The 15,060-nt window shown below is 56.5% G+C and carries 29 protein-coding genes; all 29 read left to right on the top strand.

Annotation, left to right across the window (positions count from 1 at the left end; translation table 11 throughout):
* The first annotated feature begins 8 nt into the window (after positions 1 to 8).
* Complete coding sequence (rplD, locus tag DWV57_RS11455; protein WP_005938033.1) at positions 9 to 632, top strand: 50S ribosomal protein L4; 624 nt, start codon at positions 9 to 11, stop codon at positions 630 to 632.
* A complete protein-coding gene (gene rplW, locus DWV57_RS11460; RefSeq protein ID WP_005938030.1) occupies positions 632 to 928 on the top strand; it encodes a 50S ribosomal protein L23 in 297 nt (98 codons plus the stop codon). Before rplD ends, rplW begins: the two co-directional genes overlap by 1 nt.
* 78 nt (positions 929 to 1,006) lie before the next feature.
* Positions 1,007 to 1,837: a 50S ribosomal protein L2 gene (gene rplB / locus DWV57_RS11465; protein WP_097777144.1), complete on the top strand. Its 831-nt coding sequence runs from the start codon at positions 1,007 to 1,009 to the stop codon at positions 1,835 to 1,837.
* A gap of 17 nt (positions 1,838 to 1,854) precedes the next feature.
* Entirely contained in the window at positions 1,855 to 2,121 is a 267-nt protein-coding gene (rpsS, locus tag DWV57_RS11470) for a 30S ribosomal protein S19 (protein WP_005921883.1), read from the top strand.
* An 18-nt stretch (positions 2,122 to 2,139) separates the two neighbouring features.
* Positions 2,140 to 2,475: a 50S ribosomal protein L22 gene (rplV, locus tag DWV57_RS11475; RefSeq protein ID WP_005921882.1), complete on the top strand. Its 336-nt coding sequence runs from the start codon at positions 2,140 to 2,142 to the stop codon at positions 2,473 to 2,475.
* Positions 2,476 to 2,487: 12 nt separating this feature from the next.
* Positions 2,488 to 3,192: a 30S ribosomal protein S3 gene (gene rpsC / locus DWV57_RS11480; RefSeq protein ID WP_005938023.1), complete on the top strand. Its 705-nt coding sequence runs from the start codon at positions 2,488 to 2,490 to the stop codon at positions 3,190 to 3,192.
* Positions 3,192 to 3,632, top strand: coding sequence for a 50S ribosomal protein L16 (rplP, locus tag DWV57_RS11485; protein ID WP_005938020.1), 441 nt, complete (start codon positions 3,192 to 3,194; stop codon positions 3,630 to 3,632). Before rpsC ends, rplP begins: the two co-directional genes overlap by 1 nt.
* Positions 3,622 to 3,807: a 50S ribosomal protein L29 gene (rpmC, locus tag DWV57_RS11490; protein ID WP_005921879.1), complete on the top strand. Its 186-nt coding sequence runs from the start codon at positions 3,622 to 3,624 to the stop codon at positions 3,805 to 3,807. The genes rplP and rpmC overlap by 11 nt, the downstream gene beginning before the upstream one ends.
* Positions 3,808 to 3,819: 12 nt before the next feature.
* Entirely contained in the window at positions 3,820 to 4,077 is a 258-nt protein-coding gene (rpsQ, locus tag DWV57_RS11495) for a 30S ribosomal protein S17 (protein WP_005938017.1), read from the top strand.
* Between the two features lie 41 nt (positions 4,078 to 4,118).
* Positions 4,119 to 4,487, top strand: coding sequence for a 50S ribosomal protein L14 (gene rplN, locus DWV57_RS11500; RefSeq protein ID WP_005938014.1), 369 nt, complete (start codon positions 4,119 to 4,121; stop codon positions 4,485 to 4,487).
* 13 nt (positions 4,488 to 4,500) lie between these two features.
* The gene (gene rplX, locus DWV57_RS11505; protein ID WP_005934911.1) at positions 4,501 to 4,815 is read left to right on the top strand and encodes a 50S ribosomal protein L24; all 315 of its coding nucleotides are present in this window, start codon (positions 4,501 to 4,503) and stop codon (positions 4,813 to 4,815) included.
* 17 nt (positions 4,816 to 4,832) lie between these two features.
* Positions 4,833 to 5,378: a 50S ribosomal protein L5 gene (gene rplE / locus DWV57_RS11510; protein ID WP_005938011.1), complete on the top strand. Its 546-nt coding sequence runs from the start codon at positions 4,833 to 4,835 to the stop codon at positions 5,376 to 5,378.
* Positions 5,379 to 5,395: 17 nt separating this feature from the next.
* Entirely contained in the window at positions 5,396 to 5,581 is a 186-nt protein-coding gene (locus tag DWV57_RS11515; protein WP_005921866.1) for a type Z 30S ribosomal protein S14, read from the top strand.
* 110 nt (positions 5,582 to 5,691) lie between these two features.
* Positions 5,692 to 6,090, top strand: a complete 399-nt coding sequence (gene rpsH / locus DWV57_RS11520; protein ID WP_120020860.1) for a 30S ribosomal protein S8 — start codon at positions 5,692 to 5,694, stop codon at positions 6,088 to 6,090.
* 17 nt (positions 6,091 to 6,107) lie between these two features.
* Positions 6,108 to 6,659 (top strand): 50S ribosomal protein L6, encoded by a 552-nt coding sequence (gene rplF / locus DWV57_RS11525; protein ID WP_005938003.1) that lies wholly within the window; start codon positions 6,108 to 6,110, stop codon positions 6,657 to 6,659.
* Positions 6,660 to 6,677: 18 nt separating this feature from the next.
* A complete protein-coding gene (gene rplR, locus DWV57_RS11530; RefSeq protein WP_005938000.1) occupies positions 6,678 to 7,037 on the top strand; it encodes a 50S ribosomal protein L18 in 360 nt (119 codons plus the stop codon).
* A gap of 19 nt (positions 7,038 to 7,056) precedes the next feature.
* Positions 7,057 to 7,557, top strand: coding sequence for a 30S ribosomal protein S5 (rpsE, locus tag DWV57_RS11535; RefSeq protein ID WP_005937997.1), 501 nt, complete (start codon positions 7,057 to 7,059; stop codon positions 7,555 to 7,557).
* A gap of 14 nt (positions 7,558 to 7,571) precedes the next feature.
* A complete protein-coding gene (gene rpmD / locus DWV57_RS11540; RefSeq protein ID WP_005934904.1) occupies positions 7,572 to 7,757 on the top strand; it encodes a 50S ribosomal protein L30 in 186 nt (61 codons plus the stop codon).
* A 20-nt stretch (positions 7,758 to 7,777) separates the two neighbouring features.
* Entirely contained in the window at positions 7,778 to 8,218 is a 441-nt protein-coding gene (rplO, locus tag DWV57_RS11545) for a 50S ribosomal protein L15 (protein ID WP_005934902.1), read from the top strand.
* A 1-nt stretch (position 8,219) separates the two neighbouring features.
* Complete coding sequence (gene secY, locus DWV57_RS11550) at positions 8,220 to 9,515, top strand: preprotein translocase subunit SecY (RefSeq protein ID WP_120020861.1); 1,296 nt, start codon at positions 8,220 to 8,222, stop codon at positions 9,513 to 9,515.
* A 114-nt stretch (positions 9,516 to 9,629) separates the two neighbouring features.
* Positions 9,630 to 10,262 carry an adenylate kinase gene (locus DWV57_RS11555; RefSeq protein ID WP_005937991.1) on the top strand — a complete coding sequence of 211 codons (633 nt, stop codon included), beginning with the start codon at positions 9,630 to 9,632 and terminating at the stop codon, positions 10,260 to 10,262.
* 2 nt (positions 10,263 to 10,264) lie between these two features.
* Positions 10,265 to 11,056, top strand: a complete 792-nt coding sequence (gene map, locus DWV57_RS11560) for a type I methionyl aminopeptidase (RefSeq protein ID WP_097777145.1) — start codon at positions 10,265 to 10,267, stop codon at positions 11,054 to 11,056.
* Between the two features lie 517 nt (positions 11,057 to 11,573).
* Positions 11,574 to 11,825, top strand: coding sequence for a translation initiation factor IF-1 (infA, locus tag DWV57_RS11565; RefSeq protein WP_005937979.1), 252 nt, complete (start codon positions 11,574 to 11,576; stop codon positions 11,823 to 11,825).
* Positions 11,826 to 11,860: 35 nt separating this feature from the next.
* A complete protein-coding gene (gene rpmJ, locus DWV57_RS11570) occupies positions 11,861 to 11,974 on the top strand; it encodes a 50S ribosomal protein L36 (protein WP_005921832.1) in 114 nt (37 codons plus the stop codon).
* Positions 11,975 to 12,056: 82 nt separating this feature from the next.
* Entirely contained in the window at positions 12,057 to 12,428 is a 372-nt protein-coding gene (rpsM, locus tag DWV57_RS11575) for a 30S ribosomal protein S13 (protein WP_005937976.1), read from the top strand.
* Between the two features lie 14 nt (positions 12,429 to 12,442).
* Positions 12,443 to 12,853, top strand: a complete 411-nt coding sequence (gene rpsK, locus DWV57_RS11580; RefSeq protein ID WP_005934894.1) for a 30S ribosomal protein S11 — start codon at positions 12,443 to 12,445, stop codon at positions 12,851 to 12,853.
* Positions 12,854 to 12,873: 20 nt separating this feature from the next.
* The gene (rpsD, locus tag DWV57_RS11585) at positions 12,874 to 13,476 is read left to right on the top strand and encodes a 30S ribosomal protein S4 (protein ID WP_120020862.1); all 603 of its coding nucleotides are present in this window, start codon (positions 12,874 to 12,876) and stop codon (positions 13,474 to 13,476) included.
* A 113-nt stretch (positions 13,477 to 13,589) separates the two neighbouring features.
* Entirely contained in the window at positions 13,590 to 14,549 is a 960-nt protein-coding gene (locus tag DWV57_RS11590; protein WP_044953267.1) for a DNA-directed RNA polymerase subunit alpha, read from the top strand.
* 23 nt (positions 14,550 to 14,572) lie between these two features.
* Complete coding sequence (rplQ, locus tag DWV57_RS11595) at positions 14,573 to 14,914, top strand: 50S ribosomal protein L17 (protein ID WP_005921819.1); 342 nt, start codon at positions 14,573 to 14,575, stop codon at positions 14,912 to 14,914.
* Positions 14,915 to 15,060: the final 146 nt, after the last annotated feature.

Raw genomic sequence — 15,060 nt, forward strand, 5'->3', positions numbered from 1 at the left:
AAGCTACAATGGCAAAGTTTAACGTAGTCGATATGAACGGTCAGCATGTTAGCGAGATCGAGCTTTCCGACGCCGTGTTCGGTATCACCCCGAACGAGAAGGCTGTCCACATTGCTGTGGTGAACTTCCTGGCCAACCAGCGTCAGGGCACCCAGAACACCAAGATCCGCATGGAAGTTTCCGGCGGCGGCAAGAAGCCCTGGCGTCAGAAGGGCACCGGCCACGCTCGTCAGGGTTCCATCCGTGCACCGCAGTGGACTCACGGCGGCGTCGCTCTGGGCCCCAAGCCCCGCAGCTACAACTACCACATCAACAACAAGGTCAAGCGCCTGGCTCTGCTGAGCGTTCTGTCCGACAAGGCTGCCAATGGCAACATGGTCGTTGTTGACAAGTTCGCTTGCGATGAGTACAAGACCAAGACCGTGGTTGCAATGTTGAACGCTGTTGGCGCCGGCAAGAAGAACCTGCTGGTCAACGAGACTGTCGATGCAAAGTTCGTCAAGAGCGCTGGCAACATTGCCGGTGTGAAGACCACCTTCGCAGGCAGCGTGAACACCTACGATGTGCTGAACGCCGACAAGCTGATCATCAGCGTCGACGCAGCTAAGAAGCTCGAGGAGGTGCTTGGCTAATGAAAACCGCACATGATATCATCCTGAAGCCGGTCATTACCGAGAACTCCATGGCTGGCATCGCTGACAAGAAGTACACCTTCAAGGTCGCTACCGATGCTACCAAGGTCGAGATCGCTCAGGCCGTTGAGGTCCTGTTCCCGGGCGCTAAGGTCGCAAAGGTCAACACCATCTCTGTGCGCGGCCGTTTCCGCCGCCAGGGCATGCACGCCGGTTACACCGCTGCATCCAAGAAGGCTATCGTGACCCTGACCAAGGACTCCAAGGAGATCGAGTTCTTCAACAGCATGGTCTAAGCCGAACCCGCCGAGGGTTCCTCTATGGGGATATGACCCCGATAATAATTCATAAGATAAACAAAGGAGAATAGCACTATGGCTATCAAGAAGTATGGCCCCACTACTCCGGGCCGCCGCGGCATGACCGTCACGGATTACAGCGTCCTGTCTAAGGTCGCTCCCGAGCGCAGCCTGCTGGAGCCCATGAAGAAGCACAGCGGCCGCAACAACACCGGCCGCATCACCGTCCGTCATCAGGGCGGCGGCAACCGCACCAAGTATCGTGTCATCGACTTCAAGCGTCAGAAGACCGATATGCCCGCTACCGTCAAGACTCTCGAGTACGATCCGAACCGCAGCGCATTCATCGCTCTGGTCGAGTACACCGATGGCGTCAAGAGCTACATCATTGCTCCCGATGGCCTGAAGGTGGGCGATGTGGTCGTCAGCAGCAAGTCTGCCGATATCAAGCCCGGCAACTGCCTGCCCTTCGAGAACATCCCCGTCGGTACCATCATCCACAACATCGAGCTGTATCCCGGCCGCGGCGCTCAGCTGGTTCGTTCCGCTGGCAACATGGCTCAGCTGATGGCTAAGGAGAATGGCTACGCTCTGGTTCGTCTGCCCTCCGGTGAGATGCGCAACGTGCCCGTGAACTGCACCGCAGTCATCGGTCAGGTTTCCAACATCGACCACGAGAACGTCAACCTGGGCAAGGCTGGCCGCAAGCGCCACATGGGCGTGCGTCCCGGCAGCCGTGGTACCGTCATGAACCCCTGCGACCATCCCCACGGTGGTGGCGAGGGCCGCGCACCTGTTGGTCACTCCGGTCCTATGACTCCCTGGGGCAAGCCCGCTCTGGGTCTCAAGACTCGCAAGCATCATAAGCGCTCCGATAAGCTGATCGTGAAGCGTGCAGGTAAGTAAGAGAGGAGTTTAAGACAATGGGTAGAAGCATTAAAAAAGGACCTTTCGTCCAGGCTGCTCTTATGAAGCACGTTGAAGCGATGAACGCTTCCGGCAAGAAGCAGGTCATCAAGACCTGGAGCCGCGCCTCCACGATCTTCCCCGAATTCGTTGGTCACACCTTTGCCGTCCACGACGGCCGCAAGCATGTGCCTGTGTATGTGACTGAGGACATGGTTGGCCACAAGCTGGGTGAGTTCGTTCCCACCCGTACCTTCAAGGGCCACACTGGTAATTCTAAGTAATAGAGGGAGGAACACAACATGGAAGCTCGGGCAATTCTTCGTTATGCCCGCATTAGTCCTCGTAAGGTGTCTATCGTTATGGACCTGATCCGTAACAAGCCCCTGGACGAAGCGCTGGCAATCCTGCAGTACACCCCGAAGGCAGCTTGTGAGCCCCTTCTGAAGCTGGTGAAGTCTGCAGCCGCTAATGCGGAAAACAACTTCAATATGGACAAGAACAACCTCTACGTCGCCGAGTGCTACGTCTGCCCCGGCCCGACGCTGAAGCGCATGATGCCTCGTGCACAGGGCCGCGGCTACCGCATCCTGAAGCGCACCAGCCACATGACCGTTGTTCTGAAAGAGAAAGAGTAAGGAGGGAAAACAATGGGCCAGAAAGTAAATCCGCACGGCATTCGTGTCGGCGTTATTAAAGACTGGGACAGCCGCTGGTTTGCCTCCAAGAAGGATTTCAGCGATAACCTCGTCGAGGACCACAAGATCCGCACTGAGCTGAAGGCTCAGCTGAAGGATGCTGGTGTGCCCAAGATCGAGATCGAGCGTACTGTGGACCCGTCCACTTCCGCTCCTCGCGTAACTGTCAACATCTACTGCGCTAAGCCCGGCATGGTCATCGGCAAGGGCGGCGAAGAGCGCGTTGCTCTGCAGAACAAGCTGACCAAGGAGTATGGCAAGACTGTCATCGTCAATGTCATCGAGGTCAAGAGCGCTGCTACCAACGCTCAGCTGGTTGCTGAGGATATCGCTCGTCAGCTGGAGAACCGCGTGACCTTCCGCCGTGCCATGAAGCAGTGCATGCGCAATGCCATGAGCCCCCGCGATCGCGCAACCGTTCCCGCAAAGGGCATCAAGGCAATGTGCTCCGGCCGTCTGGGCGGCGCTGATATCGCTCGTACCGAGAGCTATCACGAGGGCACCATCCCCCTGCAGACCCTGCGTGCTGACATTGACTACGGCTTTGCAGAGGCTGCTACCACCTACGGCCGCATCGGCGTTAAGGTGTGGGTCTACAAGGGCGAAGTCCTGAAGAGCGCTAAGACCGCTCAGAAGAAGGAAGGAGGCAACAAGTAATGTTACTGCCTAAGCGTGTTAAGTACCGCCGCGTCCAGCGCGGCCGCATGACCGGCAAGGCTACCCGCGGCAACGTGGTGTGCCAGGGCCAGTACGGCCTTGTTGCTCTGGAGCCGGCATGGATCTCTTCCACCCAGATCGAGGCTGCTCGTGTTGCCATGACTCGTTACATCAAGCGTGGCGGCAAGGTGTGGATCAAGATCTTCCCCGATAAGCCCGTGACTGAAAAGCCCGCTGAGACCCGCATGGGTTCCGGTAAAGGCTCTCCCGAATACTGGGTTGCAGTTGTGAAGCCCGGCCGCGTTCTGTTCGAGCTGGCAGATGTCGATGAGGCAACTGCTCGTGAGGCACTGCGCCTGGCTATGCACAAGCTGCCCATCAAGTGCAAATTTGTTGTCCGTGAGGACTCCGTGAAGGAGGATGGCACCAATGAAGGCTAATGAACTCCGCGAAATGCAGACCGCAGAGCTGACCAGCAAGCTGGCAGACCTGAAGGCCGAGCTGTTTAACCTGCGCTTCCAGCATGCCATCAACCAGCTGGAGAACCCCGGCCGCATCGAAGCAGTCAAGAAGGACATCGCCCGCGTGATGACCGTTCTGGCTGAGAAGCAGTAAGGAGGTTAAACGATGGAAGAACGTAATCTGAGAAAGACCCGCGTCGGCGTCGTCGTGTCCGACAAGATGGATAAGACCATCGTGGTTGCCGTTAAGGATAGCGTGCAGCACCCCCTGTACAAGAAGATCCTGAAGCGTACCGCCAAGTTCAAGGCTCGTGATGAGCAGAACGAGTGCGGCATCGGTGACCGTGTTGAGATCATGGAGTGCCGCCCCCTGTCCAAGGATGTGCGCTGGCGCCTGGTCCGTATCGTTGAGAAGGCAAAGTAATTTGCCCGCTGCTTTGAACAGTTTGAAAGGAGATATCTGATATGGTTCAGATGCAAACTTATCTCAAAGTTGCCGACAACACCGGTGCCAAGGAGCTGATGTGCTTCCGCGTGCTGGGCGGCACCCGCAAGAGATACGCAAACATTGGTGACGTCGTGGTCTGCTCTGTCAAGAAGGCAGCCCCCGGCGGCTCCGTTAAGAAGGGCGACGTTGTGAAGGCTGTCATCGTGCGCAGCAAGCATGGCGTCCGCCGCGACGACGGCTCCTACATCCGTTTCGATGAGAACGCCGCCGTTATCGTTATGGCCGACAAGAGCCCCAAGGGTACCCGTATCTTTGGACCCGTTGCTCGCGAGCTGCGTGATGCCGGCTACACCAAGATCCTGAGCCTGGCTCCGGAATCGCTGTAAGGAGGTTTTAAAAATGAATAATCTTCATGTTAAAACCGGCGACAACGTTATGATCATCAGCGGCAAGGACAAGGGCCACACTGGTAAGGTCCTGCAGGTCAGCCCCTCTGAGAACAAGGTCATCGTTGAGGGCCAGAACATGGTTACCAAGCACGTCAAGCCTCGTCGTCAGGGCGAGCAGGGCGGCATCGTCAAGGCTGAGGGTGCTATGTACGCATCCAAGGTCATGCCCATCTGCCCCAAGTGCGGCAAGGCCGTGCGTGTGGGCCACGTCGAGAAGGACGGCAAGATGGTTCGCGTCTGCAAGAAGTGCGGCGCTGAGCTGTAAGAAAGGAGTAAGGAACAATGGCTCGTTTGAAAGAACAGTATGTCAATGAAATTGCTCCTGCTCTGAACTCCAAGTTCGGTTACAAGAGCGTTATGCAGATCCCCAAGCTGGACAAGGTCGTCATCAACGTTGCCTGCGGCGAAGCCAAGGACAACGAGAAGATCCTGGAAGCTGTCATGAAGGATCTGGGCCAGATCACTGGCCAGAAGGCAGTTGTGTGCCGTGCCAAGAAGAGCGTTGCTAACTTCAAGCTGCGCCAGGGCACTCCCATCGGCTGCAAGGTCACCCTGCGCGGTGAGCGTATGTATGAGTTCGTCGATCGCTTCTTCAACATCGCACTGCCCCGTGTCCGCGACTTCCGCGGCATCAACGGCAACGGTTTTGACGGCCGCGGCAACTTTGCATGCGGCATCAAGGAGCAGATCATCTTCCCCGAGATCGACTTCGAGAAGGTCGATGCAGTCCGCGGCATGGATGTCTGCTTTGTCACCACTGCCAAGACTGACGAAGAGGGCAAGGAGCTGCTGAAGGCTCTGGGCGCTCCGTTCGCAGAGAACAACTAAGGGAGGAGATTTCTACAATGGCTAAACTGTCTATGAAGCTGAAGCAGTCTCGTCCTGCTAAGTTCTCTACCCGTGCATACACCCGCTGCCGCATCTGCGGCCGTCCCCACTCCGTGCTGCGCAAGTACGGCGTGTGCCGTGTGTGCTTCCGTGAGCTGGCCTACAAGGGCGAGATCCCGGGCGTGAAGAAGGCTTCCTGGTAATCAAGCCAGAGGGCCGGATAATTTGTCGGATATCCGCCCCGGGGCAACGATGTTTCGGGGCGGTATCATTATAAAACAAACGAGAGCTAATCTAAGGAGGTTAGTGGCAAATGCAGATTACTGATCCTATCGCGGACCTGCTGACTCGCATCCGCAACGCTAGCACTGCCAAACACCCTTCTGTGGAGATCCCCGCTTCCAACATGAAGAAGGCTATCTGCCAGATTCTGGTTGACGAGGGCTACATCAAGGGCATGCAGGTCAAGAACGACACCGTTCAGGGCACCATCGTTGTCACCCTGAAGTATCAGGTTAACGGCGAGCCCGTTATCGCTGGTCTGCGCCGCGTGTCCAAGCCCGGCCTGCGCATCTACACCAACTGCGAGGATATGCCCAAGGTTATGAAGGGCCTGGGCACCGCAATCATTTCCACCTCTAAGGGCATCATGACTGATAAGGCTGCACGTGCTGCACACGTCGGCGGCGAAGTCCTGGCCTACGTGTGGTAAGAAAGGGGTAAAAGACAATGTCGAGAATTGGAAGAAAACCCATCGTCATTCCTGCCGGCGTTACTGTCACTGTCGATGAGGCAGCACATCACGTCGCCGTCAAGGGCCCCAAGGGCAGCCTGAATTCCAACTATCATCCCCTGATGACCGTCAAGGTCGAGGGCAATGAAGTTCTGGTTACCCGCCCCAATGACGAACCCCAGGCCCGCAGCCTGCACGGCCTGACCCGTACCAACATCGCCAACATGGTGAACGGTGTTGTGAACGGCTACGAGAAGAAGCTGGAGATCGTGGGCGTTGGTCTGCGCTGCCAGAAGCAGGGCTCCAACCTGGTCATGAACCTGGGCTTCTCTCATCAGGTGAACATTCCTGATACTGAGGACTGCACCATCGTGTGGCAGGATCCCAACCACTTCACCGTTACCGGTATTGACAAGCAGAAGGTCGGCCAGTATGCTGCCGAGATCCGCGCCAAGAAGCCGCCTGAGCCTTACAAGGGCAAGGGCATCCGCTACGAGGGCGAGGTTGTCAAGCACAAAGAAGGCAAGGCCGGCAAGGGCAAGAAATAAGGTAAGGAGTGAAAGACAATGGTTAAGCAGATCGACAAGAACGAAGCTCGTCTTCGTCGTCATCGCCGCGTTCGTAACAAGATCAGCGGCACCGCAGCACGTCCTCGCCTGGATGTTTTCCGCTCCGCCAAGCACATTTACGCTCAGATCATCGATGATGAGCAGGGCGTGACTCTGGTGTCGGCTTCTACTATGGACAAGGACTTCAACGGCAACGGCGGCAACGTCGAGGCCGCTGCTGAGATCGGCAAGAAGATCGCAGCAAAGGCTCTGGAAAAGGGCATCACCGAGGTCGTGTTCGACCGTGGTGGCTACGTTTATCATGGCCGTGTTAAGGCCCTGGCTGATGGCGCCCGTGAGGGCGGCCTGAAGCTGTAATGAGAGGAGGAAACACATTATGGCTATGAGAAACCGTGAAGACGACGGCATGATCACCAAGGTTGTCTCCATCAACCGCGTTTCCAAGACTGTCAAGGGCGGCCGCATCATGAAGTTTGCCGCTCTGGTTGTCGTAGGCGACGGCAAGGGCACCATCGGTTACGGCATCGGCAAGTCCGGCGAAGTGCCTGAGGCAATCCGCAAGGGCGAAGCTGCTGCTAAGAAGAACATGCACAAGGTTGCCCTGAAGGGCACCACCATCCCCCACGAGATCGTCGGCAAGTACGGCGCAGGCGCCGTTCTGCTCAAGCCGGCTGCACCCGGTACCGGTATGATCGCCGGCGGCCCTGTGCGTGCCGTCATTGAGGCTGCTGGCATCAAGGACATCCGTGCGAAGTCTATGCGTTCCAACAACCCCATCAACGTTGTTTCTGCTACCTTCGCAGGTCTGTGCGGCCTGGTCAGCGCTGAGTCTGTCGCTGAGAAGCGCGGCAAGACCGTGAAAGAAATTCTGGGTTAAGGAGGTAACAAACCATGGCAGATAAGATGCTCAAGATCGAGCTGAAGAAGAGCCTGATTGGCCGCGGCGCTAAGCAGATCGCTACCGCTGAGGCTCTGGGCCTGAAGAAGCCGGGCGACGTTACCGTTCAGCCTGACAATGCCGCTACGCAGGGCAAGATCGCAAAGATCGGCTTTATGCTCAGCGTCACCGAAGCCTAATAGCAGGGGGTATACGCATAATGAAACTTCATGAATTGCACGCGATTCCCGGCGCAAACAAGGCTGTGACCCGTAAGGGCCGCGGCATTGGCTCCGGCAATGGCAAGACTGCCGGCTTCGGCAGCAAGGGCCAGAAGGCCCGTTCCGGCGTGAAGCACGCTGGTTTCGAGGGCGGCCAGATGCCTCTGGCACGCCGCCTGCCCAAGGTTGGCTTTAACAACATCTTTGCTACCCAGTACGCCATCGTCAACGTGGCTGATCTGGAAGCTGCTTTCAATGCCGGCGATGTCGTCGATACCGAGGCTCTGAAGGCAAAGGGTCTGGTCAAGAAGACCCTGGACGGCGTTAAGGTTCTGGGCAACGGCGAGCTGACCAAGGCTCTGACCGTGAAGGCCGCAGCCTATTCCGCTTCTGCCAAAGAGAAAATCGAGAAGGCAGGCGGAAAGGCTGAGGTGATGTAAGGTGTTCCAGACATTCCGTAACGCATGGAAGATCCCCGAGCTTAAAAATCGTCTCCTGTTCACGCTGGCGATCCTCGTGGTGTACCGTCTGGGCTGTGCCATCCCCGTTCCGTTCGTTTCCGGCTCTGCGCTGACGCAGATGTTCGCAAACGGCGACATGCTCTCCTATCTGAACATGATGAGCGGTGGTGCTCTGGCCCGTTGCACGCTCTTCGCGTTAGGTGTGACACCCTATATCAACGCCTCCATTATTGTGCAGCTGCTCACCGTGGCAATTCCCGCGCTGGAAAATCTGGCAAAGGAAGCCGACGGCCAGCAGAAGCTGCAGCAGATCAACCGGTACGCAGGTGCTGTGGTCGCTCTGATCATGAGCATCGGCTACTACTTCGTGATCCGCAATATGGGCGCACTGAAGTACGTTTCCGGCGGTGCCGGCATCTTTGCCGCCATCGTCATCATCGCAACCTTTGTGGCTGGCGCACAGCTGATTACATGGTGCGGTGAGCAGATCGATGACAAGGGCATCGGCAACGGTGTCTCGCTCATCATCTTTGCTTCGATCGTCTCCAACTGGTCTTCGCTGTACACCTCTGTCAAGGGTCTGCTGACTCAGGCAGCGTCCGGCAAGCCTCAGTACTACTTCTTCCTGCCGCTGCTGATCGTGCTGGCACTGGTGGCTGTGGTCTTCGTGGTCGTCATGACCAACGCAGAGCGCCGCATCACCATTCAGTACGCAAAGCGCGTGGTAGGCCGCAAGCAGATGGGCGGTCAGAACAGCTATCTGCCCCTGAAGCTGAACATGAGCGGCGTTATGCCCATCATCTTCGCTTCGGCTCTGGTGTCCATCCCGGGCACCGTCGGCAGCTTCCTGCAGATCGACCAGCAGGCACACCCGGTGTGGTATGCATTCTTCCACACCTTCAACTACACCTCCTGGCTGTACGTTGTGATCTACCTGCTGCTGATTCTGGCATTCAACTACTTCTATGTGGCCATCCAGTACAACCCCGTTGAGATCGCCAACAATCTGCGCCGCAACAACGGCTCGATCCCCGGCTTCCGTCCCGGCAAGCCGACCAGCGATTTCATCACCCGCACCCTGAACAAGATCACCCTCATCGGTGCCATCTTCCTGGCTGCGGTGGCTGTGCTGCCGATCATTCTGGGCAACCTGACCGGTATGAGCATCCAGCTGGGCGGTACCAGCCTGCTGATCGTGGTTGGTGTGGCACTTGATACCACCCGCAGCCTCGACAGCTTCATGACGATGCGCAACCACAAGGGCTTCCTTGGTTGATCCACAATAATTAAGATGTGAGAAAGCACTGGAAAGGAGAGTACGCTCGAACTTTTCAGTGCTTTTTTACTTTTTTGGAGTTTACATCCTCTAACAAAGGAAAGGAATGATCCTATGAATTTGATCCTGTTGGGCGCACCTGGTGCTGGTAAGGGCACTCAGGCCGAGATCATCTGCGCCAAGCTGAACATCCCCTCCATCAGCACCGGCAACATTCTGCGCGCTGCTGTCAAGGAAGGCACCGAGATGGGCCTGAAGGCAAAGAGCTTTATGGACGCTGGCGCTCTGGTGCCCGATGAGGTCATCATCGGCATCCTGAAAGAGCGTCTGGCTCAGCCGGACTGCGCAAACGGCTTCATCCTGGACGGTGTGCCCCGCACCATCGCTCAGGCCGAGGCCATCGAGACCATGGGCATCCGCATCGACAAGGTGCTGGAGCTGCAGGTCGAGGACAATGTGATCGTTGACCGCATGAGCGGCCGCCGCGTCTGCGAGAAGTGCGGCGCAAGCTACCACATCGTCAACAAGAAGAGCAAGGTCGAGGGTGTATGCGACCTGTGCGGCGGCAAGACCGTCATCCGCAAGGACGACCAGCCTGCCACCGTGCTGGATCGTCTGAAAGCATATCATGAGCAGACCGAGCCGCTGGTGGAGTTCTACCGTACCCGCGGCAAGCTGGCAGAGATCAAGTTCTGCCCCTCCATCGAGGAGACCACGGCTGAAGTCATGAAAGCTTTGGAGGCATAATCGTGATTCAGATCAAAAATGCGAAAGAGCTGGACGGCATGCGCAAGGCAAATGCCCTGAGCGCAGCTGCCCTGAAGTACGGCGGTGAGCATATCGAAGCAGGTATGACCACATGGGAATTGGATAAGCTGATCTACGACTTCATCGTGAAGCACGGCGGCACCCCCAATTTCAAGGGTCTGTATGGCTTTCCGGGCACGGCCTGCATCAGCCTGAACGATACCATCATCCATGGTATCCCTTCGCATGACATCGTCATTCGTCCCGGTGATATCGTCAGCATCGACACCGGCGCAAAGATCGACGGCTTCAACGGCGACAATGCCTGCACCTATGCGGTGGGTAAGGTCGATCTGGAAGCACAGCGCCTGCTGGACGTGACCAAGGCTGCTCTTTATAAAGGTATCGAGCAGGCTGTGGCCGGCAACCGCATCGGCGACATTGGCTATGCCGTGCAGAGCTACTGCGAGGATGCCGGTTTCTCGGTCGTCCGCGAGTTCGTGGGCCACGGCACCGGCCGTGAGCTGCACGAGGACCCGGAAGTGCCCAACTACGGCCATCAGGGCCGCGGCCCGCGCCTTGTGCCCGGCATGACCATTGCCATTGAGCCCATGATCTGCCAGTACGACTGCAAGATCACCCAGTCCAAGGACGGCTGGACCGTCAAGACCAAGGACGGTGGTCTGGCTGCGCACTTTGAGCACTCCAATGCGATCCTGAAGGATCACACTGAGATCATGACCCGCTTCTGGGATGACCCGGATTTTGACCCGGAAAAGTTCAGCCTGAAGTAAGCTGATCCCTGAAATATGAGAAGCGCCGCCTGTGAAGAGCAGAAATGCTCCGCCGCAGGCGGCGTTTTTGCAGGGACAGACCTGCTGTTTGTGCAATTATGACAACTTTTGGTGAAAAAGTTTCATCTTTGCGGTGGAGAAAAACCAAGACCGGGGAGAGAAAGGGCAGCTTTTGAATTTCGAGAATTTTTTATCGGAAATACGGAAAAAACCTCTTGCAAATTGACAACAAAAGGTGTATAATCTATAAATGGCTGTGGAAGCCAGATACTTCCTCGGCGGACAGGGATTTTCTGCCCGTTTTGCGGATTTTGTGCCGCGAAAGATGAAGTATGTGGCGATCATCGCCGCCTGTCCGTCTGTGGACCGGCACTGGAACTGGAGAACGCTGAAGCGGCAAGCTGCGGTCAAACGGGCGCAGGCACGTGAAAACCGCGGCGCTTTCAGGGTTCCAAGGCAAAGGCACCGGTTCAGGTTCAACGACAAACTGAGCAGATCCAATGAGGAGGCAAATAGCTTGTCTAAGGAAGACGTTATCGAGATCGAAGGCATTGTGCGTGAAGCCATGCCCAACGCCATCTTTAAGGTGGAAATGTTGAGCGAGGATAAGAACACCGGGAAGCTCACTCCCAGCGGTCACATCCTCTTAGCGCACATCTCCGGCAAGCTGCGGACCAATTTCATCCGTATCCTGCCCGGGGACAAGGTTACCGTGGAAATGTCGCCCTATGATCTTTCTAAGGGCCGCATCACCTGGCGCTCCAAATAAGCACCAGGGTATCAACCAAAAGGAGGTTCAACATCATGAAGGTCAAGCCTTCCGTGAAACCCATCTGCGAAAAGTGCAAGGTCATCCGCCGCAAAGGCCGCGTGATGGTCATCTGCCAGAACCCCAAGCATAAGCAGCGCCAGGGCTAATTCGGGCGCCTGGGGGTCAAGTGCGTAGAGTCCCGGCGCAGACCCCGACACTGACATGGGATGATTTTTGGAGGAAACTACTATGGCACGTATTGCCGGCGTTGACCTGCCCCGCGAGAAGCGCGTTCAGGTGGGTCTCACCTACGTTTATGGTATCGGCCAGACCACTGCTAACAAGATCCTGGAAGCAACTGGCATCAACCCCGATACCCGCGTCAAGGACCTGACTCTGGAAGAAGAGGCTAAGATCCGTGACTACATCGATCAGGCTAACATCATCGTTGAAGGCGACCTGCGCCGCAACGTTGCTCTGGACATCAAGCGCCTGGTTGAGATCCAGTCCTTCCGTGGCACCCGCCATCGCAAGAATCTGCCCTGCCGCGGCCAGCGTACCAAGACCAATGCACGTACCTGCAAGGGTCCCAAGCGCACTGTCGCTAACAAGAAGAAGTAAGGAGGATTTGAGAAATGGCAAGTGCAAATAATGCCAAGAAGGGCGCTAATGTCCGCATGAAGCGCAAAGAGCGCAAGAACATTGCTGCTGGTCAGGCTCATATCCAGTCTACCTTCAACAATACTGTTGTCACCATCACCGACCTGCAGGGTAATGCAGTGTCCTGGTGCTCCTCCGGCTCCCTGAACTTCCGCGGCAGCCGTAAGAGCACTCCGTTCGCAGCCCAGTCTGCTGCTGAGACCGCAGCTAAGGTTGCTATCGAGCATGGCATGAAGACCGTTGAGGTCTACGTCAAGGGCCCCGGCGCTGGCCGTGAGTCCGCTATTCGTGCGCTGCAGGCTACCGGCCTGGAAGTCACCCTGATCAAGGACGTGACTCCCATCCCCCACAATGGCTGCCGTCCCCCGAAGCGCCGTCGTGTCTGATCGAAGGAGGAAATTGAATTATGGCAAAGAATACGCAGCCTATCGCAAAGCGTTGCAAGGCCCTGGGCATTTCTCCTGCGGTCATGGGCTATGCAAAGAAGAATACCACCCGCAACTCCAATGGCAACATGCGCAAGAAGCAGTCTGAGTACGCATCTCAGCTGAAGGAGAAGCAGAAGGTCAAGTTTATCTACGGCGTTCTGGAAAAGCAGTTCCACAATGCTTACCTGCGTGCTGAGGCCCGCCCCGGCAAGACTGGTGAGAACCTGCTGCAGATCATGGAGTGCCGTCTGGACAACGTCGTGTTCCGTCTGGGCTTTGCTCAGACCCGCCGCGACGCTCGTCAGCTGGTGTCCCACGCTCACTTCACCGTCAACGGCAAGAAGGTCAACATTCCTTCTTATCAGGTGAAGGCTGGCGACGTGATCGAAGTGCGCGAGTCCAGCCGCAGCTCTGCAAAGTTTACAAAGCTGACCGGCCCCGAGGCTCCCGTTGTTGCTCTGCCCGCATGGCTGAACCGTGAGACCGGTTCTCTGAAGGGTGTTGTCGCAAAGCTGCCCGAGCGCAGCGATATCGACTACGAAGTCGCAGAGCACCTCATCGTCGAGCTGTACTCCAAGTAATCCATTAAGAAGGCTGGGCCTTCCCCGTGGACGGCTCACTTTCGCATTCTTTTCTTTGAAAGAATTTAATAATGGGCCGGCGGCAGCGCCGGTTTGACAAGGAGGGCATAGATATGATGGAGATTGAACGTCCCAAAATCGAAACGGCAAGCCTGTCCCCGGACGGCCGCTACGGCAAATTCGTGGCAGAACCGCTGGAGCGTGGCTTTGGCATCACACTGGGCAATAGCCTGCGTCGTGTGCTTCTTTCCTCTCTGCCCGGTGTCGCCGTGACCAGCGTCAAGATTGATGGCGTGGTTCACGAGTTCTCCACCATTGAGGGCGTCAAGGAAGACGTTACCGAAATTGTCCTGAACCTGAAGGGTATTGCTGCAAAGCTGTACACCGATGGTCCGAAGACAGTGCGTGTTGAGGCAGTCGGCCCCTGTGAGGTCACCGCTGACAACATCAAGCAGGGCGACGACATCGAAATTCTGAACCCTGAGTGGCACATCGCAACCCTGGGCGAGGGCGGCAAGCTCGTCATGGAGCTGACCTTCGATAAGGGCCGCGGCTATGTGCCCGCAGAGCGCAACAAACAGGCTATCATCGAGAAGAACGATATCAACACTCTTCCCGTTGACAGCATTTACACCCCTGTGCTCAAGGTGAACTACAACGTCGAGAGCACCCGTGTTGGCCAGGCGATCGATTATGACAAGCTGACCATTGAGGTTTGGACCGATGGCACGATCAATGCGCAGGAAGCCGTTTCTCTGGCTGCCCGTGTGCTGACCGAGCACCTGAACCTGTTCGTCAACCTGTCCGATGAGGCAGCCGGCGCTGAGATCATGGTGGAGAAGACCAACGACGACAAGGAAAAGGCTCTGGAAATGACCATTGAAGAGCTGGATCTGAGCGTGCGTTCCTTCAACTGCCTGAAGCGCGCAGGCATCAACACGGTGGAAGATCTGGTCAGCAAGAGCGAGGACGAGATGATGAAGGTCCGCAACCTCGGTCGCAAGAGCCTGGAAGAGGTCATGGCAAAGCTGGACTCTCTGGGCTTCAAGCTGAACACGGATGACGATAACTAAAAATAATTAAGGAGTGAAACGGGATGCCCGGTACCAGAAAGCTCGGTAGAACCAGCGACAGCCGCAACGCTATGATGCGCGCTATGGTTACCTACCTGTTAGAGAATGGCAAGATTGAGACCACTGTCACTCGCGCTAAGGACGTTCGTTCCATGGCCGAGAAGATGATCAGCCTTGGCAAGGCAAGCGACCTGCACACCAAGCGTCAGGTTTATGCCTACATCACCAAGGAAGATGTTGCAAAGAAGCTGTTTGATGAGATCAGCCCCAAGTACGCTGACCGCAACGGCGGCTACACCCGCATCATCAAGATCGGCGCTCGCCGCGGCGACGCAGCTGAGATGGCAGTTCTGGAGCTGGTCTGATCTGCTCTGACTGTTTATAACAGTTTTTTAAGAGACTATCGTATTTTGTACGGTAGTCTCTTTTTTGCTTTCTCATTTTCGGGTGTTGGAATTGCGCCCGGCCCGTGGTATACTGACAATAGCATGTTTTCGGCCTTTGGCCGGAC

It is taken from the genome of Faecalibacterium sp. AF10-46 (assembly GCF_003604105.1).
GTDB classification, from domain to species: domain Bacteria; phylum Bacillota; class Clostridia; order Oscillospirales; family Ruminococcaceae; genus Faecalibacterium; species Faecalibacterium taiwanense.